The sequence below is a fragment of the Bradyrhizobium sp. WCU1 genome (assembly GCF_053474805.1).
On the sequence record NZ_CM130280.1, the window covers coordinates 1264247 to 1282360 of the forward strand.

Genomic DNA, 18114 nt, shown 5'->3' on the forward strand with positions numbered 1-18114 from the left:
TTCGACGGCCGGCCAGTCCATCTCCGGCCACAAGGCTGGGCGTCACTGCATCGTCATCTAGCCAAATCGACCAAACAGGGCGTTGCATCGCGGAGCGATAGCGGCGTAGCTTGTCGCAACCTCCGATGACCCACGTCTACCGACGCCGGACGAACTGAGGAGCGGCAAGATGGCAGCCAATGAGGGCGATCGCTTCCGCGATCAGGTCGCAGCGTTCCTGCGCGCGGTCAGAAAAGACGTCGATGTCGAAGTTCTGCTCGGCCACAAGCGGGTCGACATCGTCTGGCGCAGGCAGGAATTCGGCAACAAGGCGCGGGTCGTCGCCATCGAGTGCAAAAAGTATTCGCGCGCCCTGAGCCTTGAACAGGTTAGCGGCATCTGGGCCGACTACAGCGCGCTCTATGATCAACATCTCATCGACGAAGTCCTGCTGATCACAAGTCAGGATATCAGCGCGACCGCAAAGGGCTACGCGAACGGCATGCGTGCTCTTTCGTACATGACGTTCTCACAGTTGCAGGACGCCACCCTCAATGTCCGTGCCTACCTGCGCAGCCTCGAAGCCTCCTATTCGGAGGAAGGAATCGAGAATTACTATATAGCCTCGCACTGCGATGCCGGTGTCGAGGTCGTCACGCACATATCGGATTGGATGACCGCCGAAGGACGCCCGACCCTGGCCGTGCTCGCCAGTTACGGCATGGGGAAGACGACGACAGCCAGAAAAGTAGCCGCAGAGCTGGCCAATGCACACCTGGAAGGCGAGCAGGTTCGAATTCCCATCTATGTGCAGCTTCAGGAGATCGTTGGAGAGCAAAGTCTGGAGGGCCTGCTCGGCAAGGTCCTCGCAGCGCGCGCACCCATCGAAGGTTACCACTTCGACACATTCATGACGCTCAACAAAGCCGGGCGTTTCCTGGTGATCCTCGATGGCTTCGACGAGATGAAGCATGCGATGACCTGGGACGACTTTCGCGCGACCTTCAAGGAACTGAACCGGCTCGTCACACCCAACGCCAAGGTGCTGCTTCTCGGCAGACCGACCGCCTTCCTGTCCGACGACGAAGAGACGTTTGTGTTGAAGGGAGTGCGCACGCTCGCCGGCCGTCAGGTTCGAGAGCCGGATTGGCCGGCCTACGAGACCACCAGGCTGCTGCCGTTCTCCCCCGAGCAGTCGATCATGTTCGTGAAGAGCTACTCGATGTATCGCACCGAAAACAGCGCGACGGACGAATACATCGTGGACCGTGCTGAGCTGGAAAGACGCACCAAGATACTCGAGCTCAACGACTTCGGCGATCTGCTTTCGCGGCCAGTCCAAGCCAAAATGTTCTGCGAGATGTTTCTCGACCGGTTCGTCGAACCAAAGCCCTATTTGACCGGAGAGCTGTACGAAGTATTCGTCACGCGGATCATCGAGCGCGAAATCGACAAGCGCACCAGATCGCCATTCGACTACGCTGACCGGCGGAAGTTCGCCGAAGCGATCGCCTGGTGGCTCTGGATGACAGCCCAAACCATGAGTGTCGATGAGGGCGACATCCCCGATGAGATCGTGCGCCCGTTCATGCCGGCGTCCGACGCCGATCTGGATGCCGTGAGGCGCGACCTTGTTTCGGCGTGCTTCCTGGATCGGAAGGGCAACAAGACCTTGTTCTTTCCCCACAGATCATTCCAGGAGTTTCTAGTCGCAAGTTACGTTGTCACGAACAAGATTGACGACATGAACCTGGTGGCGACCGCAGTCACCCGGGACGTCCTGAAGTTCATTGCCGAGTCACCGGACAGTTCGGCGACTTTCAAACTCTGGCACGAAGCCCTGCTTCACTTCTCCGGCGCAATGCCGCTGCATCTCCTGATCGACATTGCCAAATCCGCCGTCGAGCGAGCAGCACAACGACAACGGGTGCAGTGTCCGTGGGATATCGTCCTGCAATTCCTCACCTCGGTCAGAGGCGACGGTGCCGGCGAAACGCGTGTCGGGCTGATCGCCGTAGATCATATTCGCACGTCGCTGGACTTCTTTTCCGATCCGCAGCGCCGCCTGATCTGCATCGACGCCTTCCTGATCGCATTGACCCTTGCCGAGTCTGACACCCAATCGGTGATATCAACCCATATCTTCGGAGCTCTTGTGATCCAGTTGCGGATAGAGCTCGGCGATATGCCGGGATCAGCAGTGGATCCAAGGTTCTCGCTCAGTCGCTACATGAGCCAGGCGGAGTCCGACCCGTATTATCAGATACTGAAGAAGGCATTCACCTTCACCGAAGCGCGAGACGGAACAATAGAGGCAAAGTACATACCGCTTGAACTGGCGGCCGCAGTCCGCGAGCGGTATCCTTCATATCGCGTCAAGGACATCGACGGGTTGGAACGAGTGGCCAAACAGACCATCAGCATTTCGGCCGACCGCCCCTATCCGCACGTGACGCAAATTCGATTGAGGAGAGCACTGTCTGCTCTTGGTGTCCGGACCTAGAGCATGACCCGGAAAAGTGGAAACCCGGTTTCCGAAAGGATCATGCTCTAGAGCGACGCCAGAACTGCCCGCGCGACATCGGCGGTGCCGTTGCTGCCACCAAACTCGAACGGCTTGATACCGCCGGCATAGACCTTGTCGACCGCGCGCTCGATGTTCTCGGCAGCTTCAGCGGCGCCATCGAGACCATGCTTGTCGGCTAACCAGTCCAGCATCATCGCGGCAGACAGGATCATCGCGGTCGGGTTGGCCTTGCCCTGCCCCATGATGTCGGGCGCGGTGCCGTGACATGGCTGAAACACAGCGTAGCGGTCGCCGATGTCGGCTGACGGCGCCATGCCCATGCCGCCGATCAGGCCGGCTGTGAGATCCGACAGGATGTCGCCGAACATGTTCTCGGTCACCATGACGTCGAAGTCCCAGGGGCGCTTCACCAGCGCCGCCGCGGTCGCGTCGATGTAGAGGTGATCGGCCCTGACATCGGGATGGCGCTTGGCGGTCTCGTCAAAAATGCCGCGGAAGAACGCGAACGCCTTGAACACGTTCGCCTTGTCGACACAGGTCAGCCCGCCTCCGACGCGGCCGCGCGCCTTGCGACGTTCGGCGAGCCGGAACGAGAACTCGAACAGCCGCTCGGAGGTGCGGCGCGTGATCACCATGGTCTCGCGCGCCTCGCTGTCGGTGACCACCCCCTTGCCCATCGAGGCGAACAGGCCCTCGGTCGATTCCCTGATCACGACGAGGTCGATGCCCTTTTGATCTGCGCCGACGATCGTGCTCCTTACGCCCGGAATCAATCGCGCGGGCCGAACGCCGGCATAGAGATCGAAGATCACCCGCAGTTCGATCTGCGGCGCGATCTCGGTGTTGTCGGGATAGCGCACCGACGGCAGGCCACAGGCGCCGAGCAGGATCGCATCGGCCTCCTCGCACAGCCGGATCGTGCTTTCCGGCATCGACCTGCCGGTCTCCTTGTAATGGCCAGCGCCCGCAGGCGCCTCAGTGAAGCGGAATTTGAGGCCCACCGAGGCCTCGATCTTGCGCAGCACCTCGAGCGCCGGCGCCATCACCTCGGGGCCGATGCCGTCGCCGCCGAGGACTGCGATGTGAAGGGCGTCGTTGGCGGACATGGGGATTCCTCAAGACAATGAGAGAAGACCGGTCATTGCGAGGAGCGAAGCGACGAAGCAATCCACGTCGCTGCAATCGGAGAGATGGATTGGTACGCTTTGCTCGCAATGACGGAGGCGTTTATTGCGGCGTCAATACCGCACGTCCGACGAGCTGGCCCTTCTGCAGATTGGTCAGCGCCTCGTTCGCCTTCGCGAGCGGCATCGGCGTCACCGGGATCGCTGGAATCTTCTTATCGCGCACGAGGTCGAGCAGCTCCTGGGTCTCGCGCAGATTGCCGACATAGCTGCCCTGGATGGTGACCGCCTTGATCGGGATCAGCGGCAGCGCCCAGGTCGCGCCGCCGCCGAACAGGCCGACGATCACGAGCTTGCCGCCCTTGGTCAGGCAGTCGAAGCCGAGCTGCGAGGTCTGCGCGTTTCCGACCAGGTCGATCGCGGCGCGGATCGGCTGGCCGGCCTTCTTGATAAGCTGCTCCAGCGCGTCGGGGGCCTTGCCGTCGACGGTCGCGAGCGCACCGGCAGCCTCCGCCGCCTCGCGCTTCCTGGCATCGATATCGACCACGATCGCGCCCTTGCCGCCCATCGCCTTCAGCAGCGACAGCGCCATCAGGCCGAGGCCACCGGCGCCGAAGATTACGATCGGCGTGTCGAGGTCCTTCTCGACCTTCTTCAGCGCGCTGTAGGTGGTGACTCCAGAGCAGGCGTAGGGCGCGGCCGTGACCGGATCGAGCCCGTTGAGGTTGAGCAGATATTTCGGATGCGGCACGGTCATGTGATCGGCATAGCCGCCGTCACAATAGACGCCGAGCGCATTCGGCTTGATCGCGCACATGTTCTCGTCGCCGCCGAGGCAGGTCGGGCATTTTCCGCAGCCGAGCCAGGGATAGGCCAGCGCGACATCACCGACCTTGAGGCCGCCTTTGTCGGCGTCCTTGACGTCGGGGCCGAAGGCCACGATCTCGCCGACCGTCTCATGCCCCATCGTGCGCGGCAGCGAGACGCCGCGATCTTTCAGCGACAGCGGCTTGCGGCCATGGCCGAGATCATAGCCGCCCTCCCAGATGTGCAGGTCGCTGTGGCAGACGCCGGCGGCCTTGACCTTGATCAGCACCTGCGTGCCCGACGGCTGCGGTGTCGGCTGGTCGACCTCCTTCAAGGGGGCATTGAAATCGACGACCTGGAAACTCTTCATCGCTGTTCTCCCGAAGCTTGTTGTTGCGGCGGACCTTGCCACGCCTGCCCGCCCGGGACAAACGCTGATGACCGCATTTTCGAGCAAGCCGCCATGCAGCCCGCTCGAAGGCCAAGACGCACCATCTGTGGGCGTCACTCTTCAGATCAGTGGATGATGGCAGGCCGCGAATTGGCCGGTCGCGACCAGACGCAGTTCCGGCACCTCGCTGGCACAGCGCGCATCGGCGCGCGGGCAGCGGGTGCGGAAGCGGCAGCCGGAGGGCGGCGCGATCGGCGACGGCGGCTCGCCGACCGGGATGCTCCGGGTCGGGCGGACGTCCGGATCAGGCACCGGGATCGCCTCGATCAGCAGCGCGGTATAGGGATGCGCCGGCCGCGCGAACAGCTGCTCCGACGGAGCGACCTCGCAGAGCCGGCCGAGATACATCACCGCGACGCGATCCGAGACTGCCTTCACCACCGCAAGGTCGTGCGCGATGAACAGCAGAGTCAGGCCGTAGCGCGCCTTCATCTCCTCCAGCAGATTGAGGATCTGGGCACGAATTGAAACGTCGAGCGCGGACACCGGCTCGTCGCAGATCACGAATTCCGGATTGAGCACCAGCGAGCGGGCGATGCAGATGCGTTGGCATTGTCCGCCGGAGAATTCGTGCGGCAGCCGTCCGCTCACCAGCGCAGGATCGAGGCCGACCGCCGCCAGCACCTCGGCTACCCGCCGCTTGCGCTCCTCGGGGTCCTTGACGCCCGCGATCACCAGCGGCTCGGCGACGATGTCGCCGATCCGCCGCCGCGGATTGAGCGAGGCGATCGGATCCTGAAAGATCAGCTGCACGCGCCGGCGCATCCGGCGCAGCGCCTCGCCCTTCAAAGTGGTGAGGTCGTGGCCGTCGAACAGCACCTTGCCGGAAACCGCCTGGCGCAACTGCAGGACCGCGCGGCCGAGCGTGGACTTGCCGCAGCCGGATTCGCCGACCAGCCCCAGCGTCTCGCCGCGCGCGATGTCGAGGCTGACGTCGGAGACGGCATGGATGGTCTTCCCGCCCACCGAATATTCGACGACGAGGTTCTCCACCTTCATCAGCGGATTGGGTGCAGCCTGCAGCATCATGCGCCGACCCTCGCGGTGATCGGATGGAAGCAGGCGTAGAGATGTTCCGATGTCTCCGCCGGGCTCAGCTGCGGCTTCTCCGCGCCGCAGCGCTCGGCCGAATAGCGGCAGCGCGGCGCAAACGAACAGCCCTTGAGCGGCCGGGTCGGATCGGGCGGCCGCCCCGAGATCGCCGGCAGCGGCGTATGCGGCGCGACGTCGAGCTTCGGCAGCGCGGCGAGCAGCGCCTCGGTGTAGGGCATCCGCATCTGCTTGAACAAGGCGGGCGTCGGTGCGCGCTCGACGACGCGGCCGGCATACATCACCGCGACCTCGTCGGTGCGGCCGGCGACCACGCCGAGGTCATGGGTGATGATGATCATCGCCATGTGGCGGCGCTGCTGCTCGCGGGCCAGCAGATCGAGGATCTGGGCCTGGATCGTGACATCGAGCGCGGTGGTCGGCTCGTCCGCGATCAGCAGCTGCGGCTCGCAGGACAGCGCCACCGCGATCGCGACGCGCTGGCGCATGCCGCCGGAAAGCTGGTGCGGATATTGTGTCAGCCGCTGCTCGGGCGCGGGAATGCCGACTGCCGCCAGCAGTTCGATGCTGCGCTGCCGCGCCCGGGCGAGATCGAACTCGAGATGTTCCTGAATGGTCTCGATCAACTGGGTGCCGATGGTCAGCACCGGGTTGAGCGAGGTCATCGGATCCTGAAACACCACCGCCAGCGAGCGGCCGCGCAGCTTGCGCAATTTCTCCGCCGACAGCTTGGTCAGATCCTGTCCGCCGAACATCACCCGGCCGGACAGTTTCGCCTTCTTGGGCAGCAGTTGCAGGACGGCGCGCGACAGCATGGTCTTGCCGCAGCCGGATTCGCCGACAATGCCGAGCGTCCTGCCGGCGCCGACGGTGAGATCGACATGATCCACCGCCCGCAAATTGCCGCGCGGCGTCGGCAGGTCGACCACCGCATTCTCGACCGACAGCAACGCGCCGCTCATAGTGCACCTTGCCGGGGGTCGGTCAACGCGCGGATGGTGTCGCCGATCAGGTTGAACGAGAGCACGGTGAGGAACATCGCGATCGCCGGAATGAAGGCAAGCATTGGCGCCACATCGAGGCTCTCACGCCCCTCCCCGATCATGCTGCCCCAACTCGAGATCGGCGGCGGCACACCGAGGCCGAGGAAGGACAGCGAGCCTTCGACCACGATGGTGACGGCGACGCCGAGCAAGAAGAAGGCAAGCAGCGGCAGCAACACATTGGGCAGCAACTCACGCAGCAGGATGCGCGCATGCGTGGCGCCGAGCGCCTGTGCCGCGATGACGAATTCACGCCGCGCCAGCGTCAGCGTCGCTGCCCGCGCCACCCGCATGAAGGCGGGAATGCCGAGCACGCCGAGGATGCAGGTCAGGTTGAAGATCGACTGGCCGAGATAGGCGGTGACCGCAAGCGCCAGGATCAGCGGCGGGAATGCCAGCAGCACGTCCATGCTGCCGACCACGATGGATTCGAAACGGCCGCGGAAATAGCCGGCGAGGATGCCGAGCGCGCCGCCGATGGTGACCCCGATCATCGGCGCGCAGAGGCCGACGATCAGCGAGATCCGTGCGCCGTAGATCAACCGCGACAGCTCGTCACGGCCGAGGCCGTCGGTGCCGAGCCAGTGCTCGGCGGATATTGGCCCCCTCCGTTCGAGCATGTCCATGTCAGTCGGGCTCGGCAGCGGCAGCAGATCGGCGAAGATCGCGACCGCGAACACCAGCACCATCCAGCCGATCGCGACCCAGAACAGCGCGCCGAGCCGGCGCTTGCGCCGCACCGGTGCCGCATTGGTCTCATCGAGGCTGAGCTCAAGCGTGGCCATGGCGGATCCTCGGGTCGAGCACGGCGTAAAGCAAATCGACGATGAAGTTCATGATCACGAAGCCCGCCGCGACCAGCAGCACCACGCCCTGCAGGATGATCAGGTCGCGGGTATAGATCGCGCCGACCAGCAGACGGCCGATCCCCGGCAACGCGAAGATCGATTCAACGATGACGGTGCCGCCGATCAGGCGGCCGATGTTGATGCCGGTGATGGTGACAAGCGTCAGCGAGGACGGCTTCAGCGCGTGCACGAACAGGATGCGCGACGGCTTCAGGCCCTTCGCCTTGGCGAGCGCGATATAGTCCTCCTGGAGCGCCGCGATCATGTCCGAACGCAGCACCCGCATGATGCCGGGCCATTCCGCAAGCCCGAGCGTCAGCGCCGGCAGCACCATGAAGCGCAGATTGGCGATCGGGTCCTCGGTGAACGGCACGTAGCCGGTCGCCGGCAACAACCGCAGCTCGACCGCGAACAGATAGATCAGCAGGATCGCCGACAGGAAGGTCGGCACCGACAGCATGCCGAAGGCCGATCCAGTCATGAGACGGTCGAACGCACTGCCGGCCTTGGCCGCGCAGGCGATTGCGAGCGGCACGCCGATCGCAAGCCCGATCAGCTCGGCGAGGATCATCAGCTCGAACGAGACCGGGATGCGCTCGCTGACCGCCTGCCACACGGTCTGCCCGGTGCGGAACGAGCGTCCGAAATCACCCTGCAGGATGTGCCACAGCCAGCCCAGATAACGCAGCCAGATCGGCTGATCGAGCCCCATGTCGTGGCGCAGCGCCGCGACGTTCTCAGGCGTCGCCTGGTCGCCAAGTATCACGTAAGCGAGATCGCCGGGCAGCAGCGAGGCGATCACGAAGGTCAGCACCGAGACCGCGATCAGCACCGGTACCAGGTACAGGAGCCTGCGCGCGACGAACAACAGCATGAAAGGCTATTCCTTCCAGGCGTAGGAGACGTCGAGCACCCCGTTGAACATCTTTGGCACGCCCTTCACCTTCGCGCTCGATATCGCGTAGTAGGTATTCTGGAAGGTCCAGAACCAGATCGCCTCCTTGTTGATCAGTCGGCTGACCGCGCAATAGTCCTCGGTGCGCTGGGCGACGTCGGCGGTGGTTCGGGCATGCTCGAGCAGCCGGTCGAGTTCCGGATCGGAGAAGTTCGCCAGCGCCACCGGGCTGCCGGTGTGGAAGTTGGCGTACATCTGCGGGTCGGGATCGGCGAGATCGACGATACGCCACGGCGTCAGTTGGAACTGGCGCATGAAGGCGCGCGGCACGATCGTGGCCTGATCGACCTGCTCGATCTCCATGTTGGCGCCGACCCGCTTCCATAGCTGCTGCAACACCTGGCCGACGGTGCGGCCGCGCGGCGTCGCCGATACGATCATCTTGAAATCGACCGGCTTGCCGTAATCCTTGAGCAGCGCCTTGGCCTTGTTGATGTCTTCGGGCAGCGCGCCGTCGTCCTTGCACTTGACCCAGGAGCCGTCGCCATAGGGATTGGTGGCCGGCCGCGCCAAGCCGTTAGTGATCGCCTGCGATATCTTCTTGCGGTCGAGCGCCATCACCAGCGCCTGACGCACGCGGACGTCGTCGAACGGCGCCGCCTTGGTATTGAAGGCGTAGACCTGCGCGCCTGAGCCGGCATAGGTGTTCACGCTCAGGCTCTTGTCCTTCTGCGCCTTCACGATGTTGTCGGCGTCGTACTCGTCGTCCCAGATGACATCGGCCTCGCCCGATTGCAGCGAAGCAAAGCGCGACTGCGCGTCCGGCAACGGCTTCAGGATGATACGATCGAGATAGGGCTTGCCCTTGTCCCAGTAGTCCGGGTTCTTCTCCAGCACCATGCGGTCGCCGGCGGTCCAGGATTTCAGGACATAGGGACCGGTGCCGACCGGGTTGCGGTTGTAATCATCGCCCTTGGCCTTCCAGGCCGTCGGCGACTGCATCACGTTGTTGGAGCTCTGGATCGACTGGGTCTCCGGGAAGTTCACCGCCGGATCGCTGAAATTGTAGCGCACCGTGAGGTCATCAATGACGTCCACGCTCTTGATGCTGGTGATGTAGAACGCGCAGCGGCACTTGTTGGCCGGATCCTTCTGGCGGTCGAAGTTCTCCTTCACCGCCTGCGCATTGAACGGCGTGCCGTCGTGGAATTTGACGCCGGGCCGCAGCTTGATGGTCCAGGTCTTGAAGTCTTCGGAATGCTCCCAGGATAGTGCGAGCTTCGGCTTCGGCTCACCCTTGTCGTCGAGCGTCATGAGTGTGTCGAAGATCGCGGCCGCCGCGGTGTTGGCCGATGTGTCGTAGACGCCGACCTTGAGCGGGTCGAAGCCAGGGATATCAAGTTCCTGGCCGACGGTCAGCGTGCCGCCCGGCTTCTGCGCGTGGGCAGGCGCAGCGAATGTTGCGGCCGCTAATCCCGCCACAAGAAATATGCGCGCAACCGCGTGCGCGTGCCCGGCCAGCTTCATCGATGCTCCCTCCCAGGTGGGCGACGTCCGGTGTTCCGGATCGTCGTATGTCGGGCGGCAGCTTGTCCGGAATCGCCGCGCGCGACAAGACCGTAAAACGGATGAAAAGCCGCAGGCTTAACTTCGCGCCGTCTTCGCCGGTTGCGCTGCGAAGCCTGCGATCTGATCGTCGGAGAGGCCGATCTCCTTCAGGTATGACAGCGTGTGCTCGCCGAGCGTCGACATCCGCTTGCGGGCACCGACCGTTGCACCCGACATCCGGAACGGCAGGTTGAGCACCTTGAAGCTGCCGCCGCCGTCCGCGACCTCAGCCAGTGCGCCGCGATGGGCGATCTGCGGATCGGCGAGCGCCTCGCGCACGGTGCGATAGGCCGACGACGGAACGCCATATTCATTGAGCGCGGCAAGACAGGCCTGCGTGCTGACTGCGCGCGACCACGCCTCGACGCCCTCCATCAGATCAGCCCAATTGTCCCGCCGATCGGAATATTTGGCGAAGCGCGGATCGGACACCCATTCGGGTCGGCCGATCACCTGCATCAGGTTTTGGAACGTCTTCTCGCTAGCGATGGCCACCATCACATAGCCGTCGGTGGTCTCGATCGGGCCGAACATCGGACGCTGGGTCTGCTTCACCTCGAATTGCGACCACTGCAACTCGTTCAGGGTCAGGCTCAGCATCGATTCCAGCATCGAGACGTCGATATGCTGGCCCTTGCCGCTGGCGGCGCGCTGATAGAGTGCAGCCGAGATCGCGCCGAACGCATAGACGCCGGTCAGCACGTCGGCGTGGTAGATGCCGCAATAGTCCGGGCGCGAGCGGCCCGGCTGGTAGGCGAGATGCGCCATCTCGTAGCCCGAGGCGGCATGGATCACCGGCGCGTAGGCGGGCAATTCCGCCGACGGCCCGGTCTGGCCATAACCCGAGATCGAGCAGAAGATCAGCTTCGGATTGATGTCGCGGACCGAGGCATAATCGAGCTTCAGCCGCCGCATCACGCCGGGACGGAAATTCTCCACCAGCACGTCGGCGGTCGCGATCAGCCGGCGCACGGCCTCGACGCCGGCGGGCGACTTCAGGTCGAGCACCAGGCTCTGCTTGCCGATATTGAGTTGGCCGAACGCGGTCGAGCAGTTGTTGCGCAGCGGCGGCCGCGTCCGCATCGTCTCGCCCTCACTGGGCTCGATCTTGATCACCTCCGCGCCCATGTCGGCGAGCATCCGCGTGCAATGAGGTCCGGCGATCGTGGTCGAAAAATCGAGCACCCGAAGGCCGTCAAAGCTCCGTGTCAAATTCCCCTCATCGTCAGCGGCTATTGTCGTTGCCAAGGCTTCCTCCAGCTTCGTCATTGTTTGGCGTCGCGCGACCCTAAAGTGAGCCGTCCCGACAGGAAAGCGTCTCCTCCAGGCCGGGCCCGCGGGCGGTCTTGCATTTTACTCAAAGGCAGATTGGACCCGATCTTGCATGGCCCTGTCATGGGCTGGAACGAGGGCGCTTGTTGAAGGTCTTATTCGTCACGACGGAAATGGACGATTTCGTCCGTGTCGGCGGACTTGCCGCCGTTTCCGCAGCGCTTCCGCGGGCGCTCCGCCCCTGGAGCGACGTCAGGATCATGCTTCCCGGCTACCGGGATGTGGTCGAACAGTTCACCCATATTGAAATCGTTGGACAATGCGCAGCCCTGGCCGAGATGCCGGCCTGCACGCTCGGGCGCGCATCGACCAAGGACGGGCTGCCGGTCTATGTGCTGCTGTGTCCAGAGCTCTACGACCGGCCGGGCAATCCCTATGGCGATGAGTCCGGCCGCGACTGGCCCGACAACGACATCCGGTTCGGCCGCTTTGCCTCCGCCGCTGCCGAACTTGCAGCCGGAACGCTGGACAAGAATTGGGCAGCCGACCTGGTTCACGCCAACGACTGGCAGGCCGCGCTCACACCCGCCTACCTCGCCTGGCGTCAGCTGCGGATTCCGTCGATCCTGACCATCCACAACCTTGCCTATCAGGGCCTGTTTCCGAAGGACTCGCTGCGGCGGATCGGCGCACCGGACAGCTCATTCCACATCGACGGGCTGGAGTTCTACGACAAGCTCTCCTTCCTCAAGGGTGGGCTCGTCTACGCCTCGCACCTGACCACCGTCAGCGCGACCTACGCGAAGGAGATCACGACCGCGGAGCTCGGCTGCGGGCTGGAGGGGCTGCTGCGCGTGCGCTCCGCCGCCCACCAGCTGACCGGCATCCTGAACGGCATCGACGAGAGCTGGGATCCGCGCCACTGCGCGCAGCTCGCGCAGCCGTTCGGCGCCGGCGACTGGAAAGGCAAGCAGGCCAACGCCGACTATGTCCGCCGGCAGTTCGGGCTCGCGGTCTCGCGCGGGCCGATCTTCGGCCTGGTCGCGCGGCTCGTGCATCAGAAGGGCGTCGACCTCGTGCTGTCGGCCGCCGACGAAATCATCAGGGACGGCGGACAAATCGTCGTGACCGGCAGCGGCGAGCCCGCGATCGAGGACGCGCTGGTGGCCGCGCACCGGCGCCGCCCTGACGCGATCGGCGTCATCATCGGCTTCAACGACGGCCAGGCTCGCCGGATCTTCGCCGGCAGCGATTTCACCCTGATGCCGTCGCGCTTCGAGCCCTGCGGCCTCAGCCAGATGTACGCGCAGCGCTTCGGTTCGCTCCCGATCGGTCACCAGACCGGCGGGCTTGCGGAAACCATCGCCGACGGCGAGACCGGCTTCCTGTTCTCGCAGCCGTCGGCGGAGTCCTTCCTGGGCGGCGTCAGGCGTGCGTTCGACACCTATCGCGCCAAAGACCGCCTCAACGCGATGCGCGCCAGCGCGATGGCCAAGTCCTACAGCTGGAACCTGTCGGCGGCCTGCTACAGCGCGCTCTACAGACGGCTGGTGATACCGCAGGCGGCGTAGCCGGCGTTTCCCGCACCCGCGACATCGCATCGACTGGGATCCCAGCGGGCCGGTCACAATCACTTCATTGCTGCGAACCTTTCCGGCGATCGCGTCGCCCTACGGCTGGACGACGCATGCATGAAATTGCGAATGATGGACTTTTGACCAAACGCGATTGCGATGGAGAAACATCATGGACGTCAACCAAGAACGCCTCAATTCATTCATGGGAAAGATGATTGGCGATGTCGGTGCGGCGATGAACGCCTCGCTGATGCTGCTGGGCGACAAGCTCGGGCTGTACCAGGCACTCGCAAAGCAGGGACCGATGAATGCCTCGGCGCTGGCCAAGGCGACCGGAACGGCCGAGCGCTACGTGCAGGAATGGCTCTCGGCGCAGGCCGCCTCCGGCTACATCGAATATGACAGCAAGTCCGGGAAATTCTCGATGCTGCCCGAGCAGGCGCTCGCGCTTGCCGACGAGGACAGCCCGGTCTTCCTCGGCGCGGTGGGAAGCCTGGTCGGCGCGACGTTTCTCGACGAGCCGAAAATCACCGACGCGTTCAAGACCGGCAAGGGCGTCGGCTGGAACAAGCGCAACGAGTGCCTGTTCTGCGGCACTGCCCGCTTCTTCCGCACCAGCTACAAGCACTACCTGGTGCAGGAATGGCTGCCGGCGCTCGAAGGTGTCGTCGACAAGCTGAAGAAGGGCGCCGTCGTCGCCGACGTCGGCTGCGGGCACGGCGTCTCGACCCGGTTGATGGCGGAAGCGTTTCCAAAATCGACCTTCTACGGCTTCGACTATCACGACGGCTCGATCCAGACGGCGCGACAATCCGCGCGAGAGGCCGGATTGTCGGACCGCGTCCATTTCGAGACCCATTCTGCCAAGACATTCCCTGCCAAGGGGTACGATCTGGTGTGCTTCTTCGATTGCCTGCACGACATGGGAGATCCGGTCGGCGCCCTCAAGCACACCCGCTCTACCCTCGCCGACGACGGCACCTGCCTGTTGATCGAGCCGTTCGCCAACGACCGGCTGGAAGACAACCTCAATCCGATCGGGCGCGTCTACTACGCGGCCTCGACAATGATCTGCACGCCGGCGTCGCTGGATCAGGAGGTCGGGCTTGCGCTCGGCGCTCAGGCCGGAGAGGCCAGGTTGCGCGAGGTGGCACGCCAGGGCGGCTTCTCGCGCTTCCGCCGCGCGGCGGAAACGCCGTTCAACCTGATCCTGGAAGCGCGCCCGTAGTCGCCCCGAGCGATGGACGGCGGTGTCACGCCGCCGTCCATGCTCACAATGCGCCGGGCTACCAGTCCTGTTGCGATTGCCAGTAGTACTGGCCGCCGCGCCGGCGCGGATTGCCGGCTTGCGGATTGCCGTAATACGGCGTGCCGTACTGGGTCGGCGCCTGGGGATTGCCGTATTGCGGATAGCCGTACTGGGTACCGGACTGGGGATTCCAGCTGCGCCGGGAGAAGAAACCGAAACCGTCGTCGTCCGAGCTCGCAACCATGTCGTCGGTCTCCATCGGCCTGGTCGGCTTGCGCGTGATGAAACCGCCCTGGGGCTGGTTGCTCAAAACGGCGACGAACTCGGTGCGATAGTTGGTCTCGGCGCTCAATGGCTCATCCGAGATGATGATCGAGGAGCGCGGCACGACGGTCGGCGCGATCCGATCCAGCACATCCTGCGGGATGGTGACGCGGTCGAGCGCGTCCTTGGCGTTGTCGCCGTCGTCGATCGTCACCTCGGTCCAGCGCAGGCCGGAATCGTTGCGCGCCATCGCCGTGTAGATATGGGTGCCGATCGGCCGGTCCGGATCGCGAATGGTGACGGGAACCTCGATGCTTGAATCGAACACCTCGCCGCCGTCGGCCCATGGCTTGTGGGTGTTGCGCCGGACGTAGAGCTTCTGCGTCGCGCGGCTGATGTAGACCGAGACCGGCTCGAGCGCGAGCTTCGCTTCGGTCGCTGCCTTCTGGGTCTCGGTCTTCTTGGCCTCGGCCGCCTTGGCCGCGTCCTTTGCCGCTGCCGCGGCATCGAGCTTCGGCTTGGCGTCGCCCTGGGCGGCCTCGAATTGCGTGGTCGCCTCCGCGGCCTTGGCAGCCGCCTTCTGCTTCAGATCCTCGGCGCGCGCCTTGGCCTGATCGGTCTTGGCATTGGCGAGCGTCTTGTCGGCGAACGCAACGGCAGCATCGGCACGGGCCTTGGCCTGTTGCAGCTTGCGCAGCGAGGCCGGCGTGAACAGTGCGGCTTCCTTCGTGGCGGCGGCTGACGCCTTCTTGGCCTCGTCGGCGACCTTGGCGGCATCCGCGGCCTCGCGGGCCAGCGTCTCGGCACGCGCCGGAGCGGCGGCAATGGCCTGTGCGTTCGGCACGAACAGCGCCGGATGGCTGAAATCGACCGGGGCCACGTCATTCGGCGCGATGATCACCCGCATCCCGATCCGCGTCTTGTCGAACAGCTTCTCGGCAAAGTCGTAGGGCATCCGCACGCAGCCGTGGGAGGCCGCATAGCCCGGCAGCGGCCCACCATGCAACGCGACGCCATTCCAGGTGATGCGCTGCATGTTCGGCATCCAGGCATCGTCGTACATGGTTGAGTGATGGTCCTTGTCCTTCTCCACCAGCGCAAACACGCCGGCCGGCGTCTCGCGTCCCTTGACGCCGCTCGATACCGGCGCGCGGTAAATCCAGCCGTCGGCGTCGTAGACGGTCACCTTCTGGGCGCTGATCGACACGATCGCCATGATCGGCTCGCCCGCCGCGCGGGGCGCGGTCGCCTCGGCAGTTGCCGCTGGGCGCTGCTGCTTTGCAGCGACGCCGCCGGTCAATGACGCAAGTGTGACGATGGCCGCGAAAGTCACAAAGGCGGGAGGCCCCCAACGCCGCATCGTTCCGGTGATTTGCGCCGTCGTCCTACGATTTTCCATGCCGTTCCTCGGTCGAAATGCCTGCCCGCGCTACGCCGATCCGTACCAGATCACGATTTTGGATTGATTAATCCAGGGGACTGTCAGCTCGTTCCAGCAGCAAATCACTCATATATGACGGCGCATGCGTGAGGAAGGGTGCCTGGAGCCAAACCTGCCTCCGTCATGCCGTCCGCCGCGTCTCCGGCATCACCAGCCAGATCACGAGCAGCCCGAGCGCGGCAACGCCGGCGAGGCCCGTGAAGGCCGTGCCGCTGCCGAGCTTGTCGCTGACATAGCCGGCCAGCACCGTGCTGAGCGAAGCGCCGACGCCGACCGCGGTGCCGACGATGCCCTGTGCCAGGTTGAAATGGCCGCTGCCGAACGCGACGTCGGCCACGATCAACGGCACCATGACGCTGAAGATCGCCGCAGTGATGCCGTCGAAGACCTGCACCACGACCAGTAGATAGGGATCGCGCACCGTTGCGAACAACAGGCCGCGGATCACCAGCGAGGCGAACGCGATCAAGAGCAGCGGCCGCCGGCCCCAGGCCTGGGCCTTGCGGCCGACCGAGGGGGAACACAACGCGACGATCGCCTGCGGCACGATGATGCAGGCGGCGATCAGGACCGGCGCCCATTGGCTCGAACGCGTCGTCACCACGCCGGCCATCAACGGCAGCATCGCGGCATTGGCGAGCTGGAACAACAGCATCGCACCGGCGAAGATCAGCAGTGAGCGCTGCCGGACCAGGCCGAGGACGCTGGTTGCTTTCTTGTCCGGCACCTCGCGCTTCACCGCACCGTGGGCCTGCGCGATGTCGATCTCGCGCTCGCGGATCCGCGCCAGCGCCAACAGCGTCGGAATTGCCAGCAGGAAGGTGACGAGGAACACGGAACGGCTCGACAGGAAATAGCCGCAGGCCCCCATCAGCGCCGCGGCCGAGCCGCTGCCGAGCGAGGCGAACCGCGCGTTGCGGCCGAGCCGCTCGCCGATCGCCAGCGGCCCGACCAGGCCGAGGCTGATCGCGGCGATCGCCGGTCCCAGCACGCAGCTTGCAAGCGCGTGCAGCGTCGCGGCGAGCGTCACCACGGGAAAGATCGGCCACAGCGCGTAAGCCAGCGCAGCCGACCCGATCGCGGCCACCGCGCAGCCCGCGACCACGCGCTCCGAGCGCGCCGCATCGACGATCGCACCACCGGGTATCTGGCCGAGCAGGCCGACGATGCCCCCCATCGAGAGCACGAAGCCGATCTCGACCTGGGTCCATTTCTGGGTCGTCAGATAGACCGCGATAAACGGACCAAACCCGGTTTGCACGTCGGCCAGGAAAAAGACGAACCAGTCCAGCCCGCGCTGGCTTTCGCGCGACGGCGCACTCGGCTGCTCCGGGCCGGGCCGTTCAGCGACAATTGACACAACATGAGTGCCACCGGCAGATCGCTCGTCACGATCGTCGCCAACCGCCTCGAAGGAAGAGTTCGGACGCGCGACCAGCTTCTGCCCCCTAATGCTCGTAATCCCATGGATGGAGATTGCCGGCCGCGCCCAGCACGATCAGCGGCGTATCTTCCTTGTATTCAGGCGCAGCGCTCACCTGCTGCTTGTTGAGGTCCAGCGTGATGCTGTCGCTCTTGCTGGAAACGCCGGCGAACCGCAGCGCGTTCCAGTCGACCACGATCTTGCGGCTGCCGACCCCGAGAAAGCCGCCGAAATCGATCACCGCGGCGCGCACCTTGCCGTCGCGGTCGACGATGACGTCGACGATGCGACCCATGTCCTCATTGGCGGAACTGCGCACGTCGCGCCCGAGAATGCCGTGCGCGTCACGCGCGCCGATCACCGTCACCGACGGCGGTGGAGACTCCTTTGCCGCGGCGGCCGCTGGCGGCGCGGGAGTTTCCGCCGGCGCTTGGGCCGCTGCCGGCGGTGATGGTACCGGCGACGGCGACGCATCGTCGGCGGCGCGGACACCAGCACATGTCAGCAACGCCGCTGCAACAACCATGATCCTCGGACGCATGTTGCTCTCCCCACA

General features: G+C 64.7%; 15 protein-coding genes. 4 read left to right on the forward strand and 11 right to left on the reverse strand.

Annotation, left to right across the window (positions count from 1 at the left end):
• The first annotated feature begins 169 nt into the window (after positions 1–169).
• On the forward strand, positions 170–2482 hold the full coding sequence (locus ACTUWL_RS05765; RefSeq protein ID WP_021076325.1) for an NACHT domain-containing protein: 2313 nt from the start codon (positions 170–172) through the stop codon (positions 2480–2482).
• A 47-nt stretch (positions 2483–2529) separates the two neighbouring features.
• Here the strand turns inward: ACTUWL_RS05765 and ACTUWL_RS05770 are convergent, their stop codons facing one another.
• From ACTUWL_RS05770 to ACTUWL_RS05805, 8 genes are all read right to left on the reverse strand, one after another.
• Positions 2530–3612 (reverse strand): isocitrate/isopropylmalate dehydrogenase family protein, encoded by a 1083-nt coding sequence (locus tag ACTUWL_RS05770; RefSeq protein WP_021076326.1) that lies wholly within the window; start codon positions 3610–3612, stop codon positions 2530–2532.
• Positions 3613–3733: 121 nt separating this feature from the next.
• A complete protein-coding gene (locus ACTUWL_RS05775; protein WP_021076327.1) occupies positions 3734–4807 on the reverse strand; it encodes an alcohol dehydrogenase in 1074 nt (357 codons plus the stop codon).
• Between the two features lie 141 nt (positions 4808–4948).
• Positions 4949–5917 carry an ABC transporter ATP-binding protein gene (locus ACTUWL_RS05780; protein ID WP_021076328.1) on the reverse strand — a complete coding sequence of 323 codons (969 nt, stop codon included), beginning with the start codon at positions 5915–5917 and terminating at the stop codon, positions 4949–4951.
• The gene (locus ACTUWL_RS05785; protein WP_106940222.1) at positions 5914–6900 is read right to left on the reverse strand and encodes an ABC transporter ATP-binding protein; all 987 of its coding nucleotides are present in this window, start codon (positions 6898–6900) and stop codon (positions 5914–5916) included. Before ACTUWL_RS05785 ends, ACTUWL_RS05780 begins: the two co-directional genes overlap by 4 nt.
• Positions 6897–7766: an ABC transporter permease gene (locus tag ACTUWL_RS05790; protein WP_021080769.1), complete on the reverse strand. Its 870-nt coding sequence runs from the start codon at positions 7764–7766 to the stop codon at positions 6897–6899. The genes ACTUWL_RS05785 and ACTUWL_RS05790 overlap by 4 nt, the downstream gene beginning before the upstream one ends.
• Positions 7753–8703 carry an ABC transporter permease gene (locus ACTUWL_RS05795; RefSeq protein WP_021080768.1) on the reverse strand — a complete coding sequence of 317 codons (951 nt, stop codon included), beginning with the start codon at positions 8701–8703 and terminating at the stop codon, positions 7753–7755. Before ACTUWL_RS05795 ends, ACTUWL_RS05790 begins: the two co-directional genes overlap by 14 nt.
• Before the next feature lie 6 nt (positions 8704–8709).
• Complete coding sequence (locus tag ACTUWL_RS05800; RefSeq protein ID WP_021080767.1) at positions 8710–10251, reverse strand: ABC transporter substrate-binding protein; 1542 nt, start codon at positions 10249–10251, stop codon at positions 8710–8712.
• Between the two features lie 117 nt (positions 10252–10368).
• On the reverse strand, positions 10369–11601 hold the full coding sequence (locus ACTUWL_RS05805) for a CaiB/BaiF CoA transferase family protein (protein ID WP_035652509.1): 1233 nt from the start codon (positions 11599–11601) through the stop codon (positions 10369–10371).
• Positions 11602–11750: 149 nt separating this feature from the next.
• On the opposite strand from ACTUWL_RS05805, the gene glgA reads away from it, so the two are divergent.
• Together glgA and ACTUWL_RS05815 are read left to right on the forward strand one after the other, a co-directional pair.
• On the forward strand, positions 11751–13175 hold the full coding sequence (gene glgA / locus ACTUWL_RS05810) for a glycogen synthase GlgA (RefSeq protein ID WP_021080765.1): 1425 nt from the start codon (positions 11751–11753) through the stop codon (positions 13173–13175).
• Between the two features lie 175 nt (positions 13176–13350).
• A complete protein-coding gene (locus ACTUWL_RS05815; RefSeq protein ID WP_021080764.1) occupies positions 13351–14409 on the forward strand; it encodes a class I SAM-dependent methyltransferase in 1059 nt (352 codons plus the stop codon).
• A 58-nt stretch (positions 14410–14467) separates the two neighbouring features.
• Here the strand turns inward: ACTUWL_RS05815 and ACTUWL_RS05820 are convergent, their stop codons facing one another.
• Positions 14468–16012, reverse strand: a complete 1545-nt coding sequence (locus ACTUWL_RS05820) for a L,D-transpeptidase (protein ID WP_373011197.1) — start codon at positions 16010–16012, stop codon at positions 14468–14470.
• On the opposite strand from ACTUWL_RS05820, the gene ACTUWL_RS05825 reads away from it, so the two are divergent.
• Positions 15909–16160 carry a hypothetical protein gene (locus ACTUWL_RS05825; protein ID WP_291734629.1) on the forward strand — a complete coding sequence of 84 codons (252 nt, stop codon included), beginning with the start codon at positions 15909–15911 and terminating at the stop codon, positions 16158–16160. The genes ACTUWL_RS05820 and ACTUWL_RS05825 overlap by 104 nt on opposite strands.
• A 96-nt stretch (positions 16161–16256) precedes the next feature.
• On the opposite strand, the gene ACTUWL_RS05830 is transcribed toward ACTUWL_RS05825, so the two are convergent.
• Positions 16257–17495, reverse strand: coding sequence for an MFS transporter (locus ACTUWL_RS05830; RefSeq protein WP_021080762.1), 1239 nt, complete (start codon positions 17493–17495; stop codon positions 16257–16259).
• 88 nt (positions 17496–17583) lie between these two features.
• Positions 17584–18099, reverse strand: a complete 516-nt coding sequence (locus tag ACTUWL_RS05835) for a PRC-barrel domain-containing protein (protein WP_021080761.1) — start codon at positions 18097–18099, stop codon at positions 17584–17586.
• Between the last annotated feature and the right edge of the window lie 15 nt (positions 18100–18114).

Coding starts and splice junctions, on each gene's coding strand:
- ACTUWL_RS05785 (WP_106940222.1), bottom strand. CDS start 6,900: ATGAGCGGCGCGTTGCTGTCGGTCGAGAATGCGGTGGTCGACCTGCCG.
- ACTUWL_RS05790 (WP_021080769.1), bottom strand. CDS start 7,766: ATGGCCACGCTTGAGCTCAGCCTCGATGAGACCAATGCGGCACCGGTG.
- ACTUWL_RS05780 (WP_021076328.1), bottom strand. CDS start 5,917: ATGATGCTGCAGGCTGCACCCAATCCGCTGATGAAGGTGGAGAACCTC.
- ACTUWL_RS05770 (WP_021076326.1), bottom strand. CDS start 3,612: ATGTCCGCCAACGACGCCCTTCACATCGCAGTCCTCGGCGGCGACGGC.
- ACTUWL_RS05765 (WP_021076325.1), top strand. CDS start 170: ATGGCAGCCAATGAGGGCGATCGCTTCCGCGATCAGGTCGCAGCGTTC.
- ACTUWL_RS05795 (WP_021080768.1), bottom strand. CDS start 8,703: ATGCTGTTGTTCGTCGCGCGCAGGCTCCTGTACCTGGTACCGGTGCTG.
- ACTUWL_RS05800 (WP_021080767.1), bottom strand. CDS start 10,251: ATGAAGCTGGCCGGGCACGCGCACGCGGTTGCGCGCATATTTCTTGTG.
- ACTUWL_RS05835 (WP_021080761.1), bottom strand. CDS start 18,099: ATGCGTCCGAGGATCATGGTTGTTGCAGCGGCGTTGCTGACATGTGCT.
- ACTUWL_RS05775 (WP_021076327.1), bottom strand. CDS start 4,807: ATGAAGAGTTTCCAGGTCGTCGATTTCAATGCCCCCTTGAAGGAGGTC.
- ACTUWL_RS05815 (WP_021080764.1), top strand. CDS start 13,351: ATGGACGTCAACCAAGAACGCCTCAATTCATTCATGGGAAAGATGATT.
- ACTUWL_RS05805 (WP_035652509.1), bottom strand. CDS start 11,601: ATGACGAAGCTGGAGGAAGCCTTGGCAACGACAATAGCCGCTGACGAT.
- ACTUWL_RS05825 (WP_291734629.1), top strand. CDS start 15,909: ATGATCGGCTCGCCCGCCGCGCGGGGCGCGGTCGCCTCGGCAGTTGCC.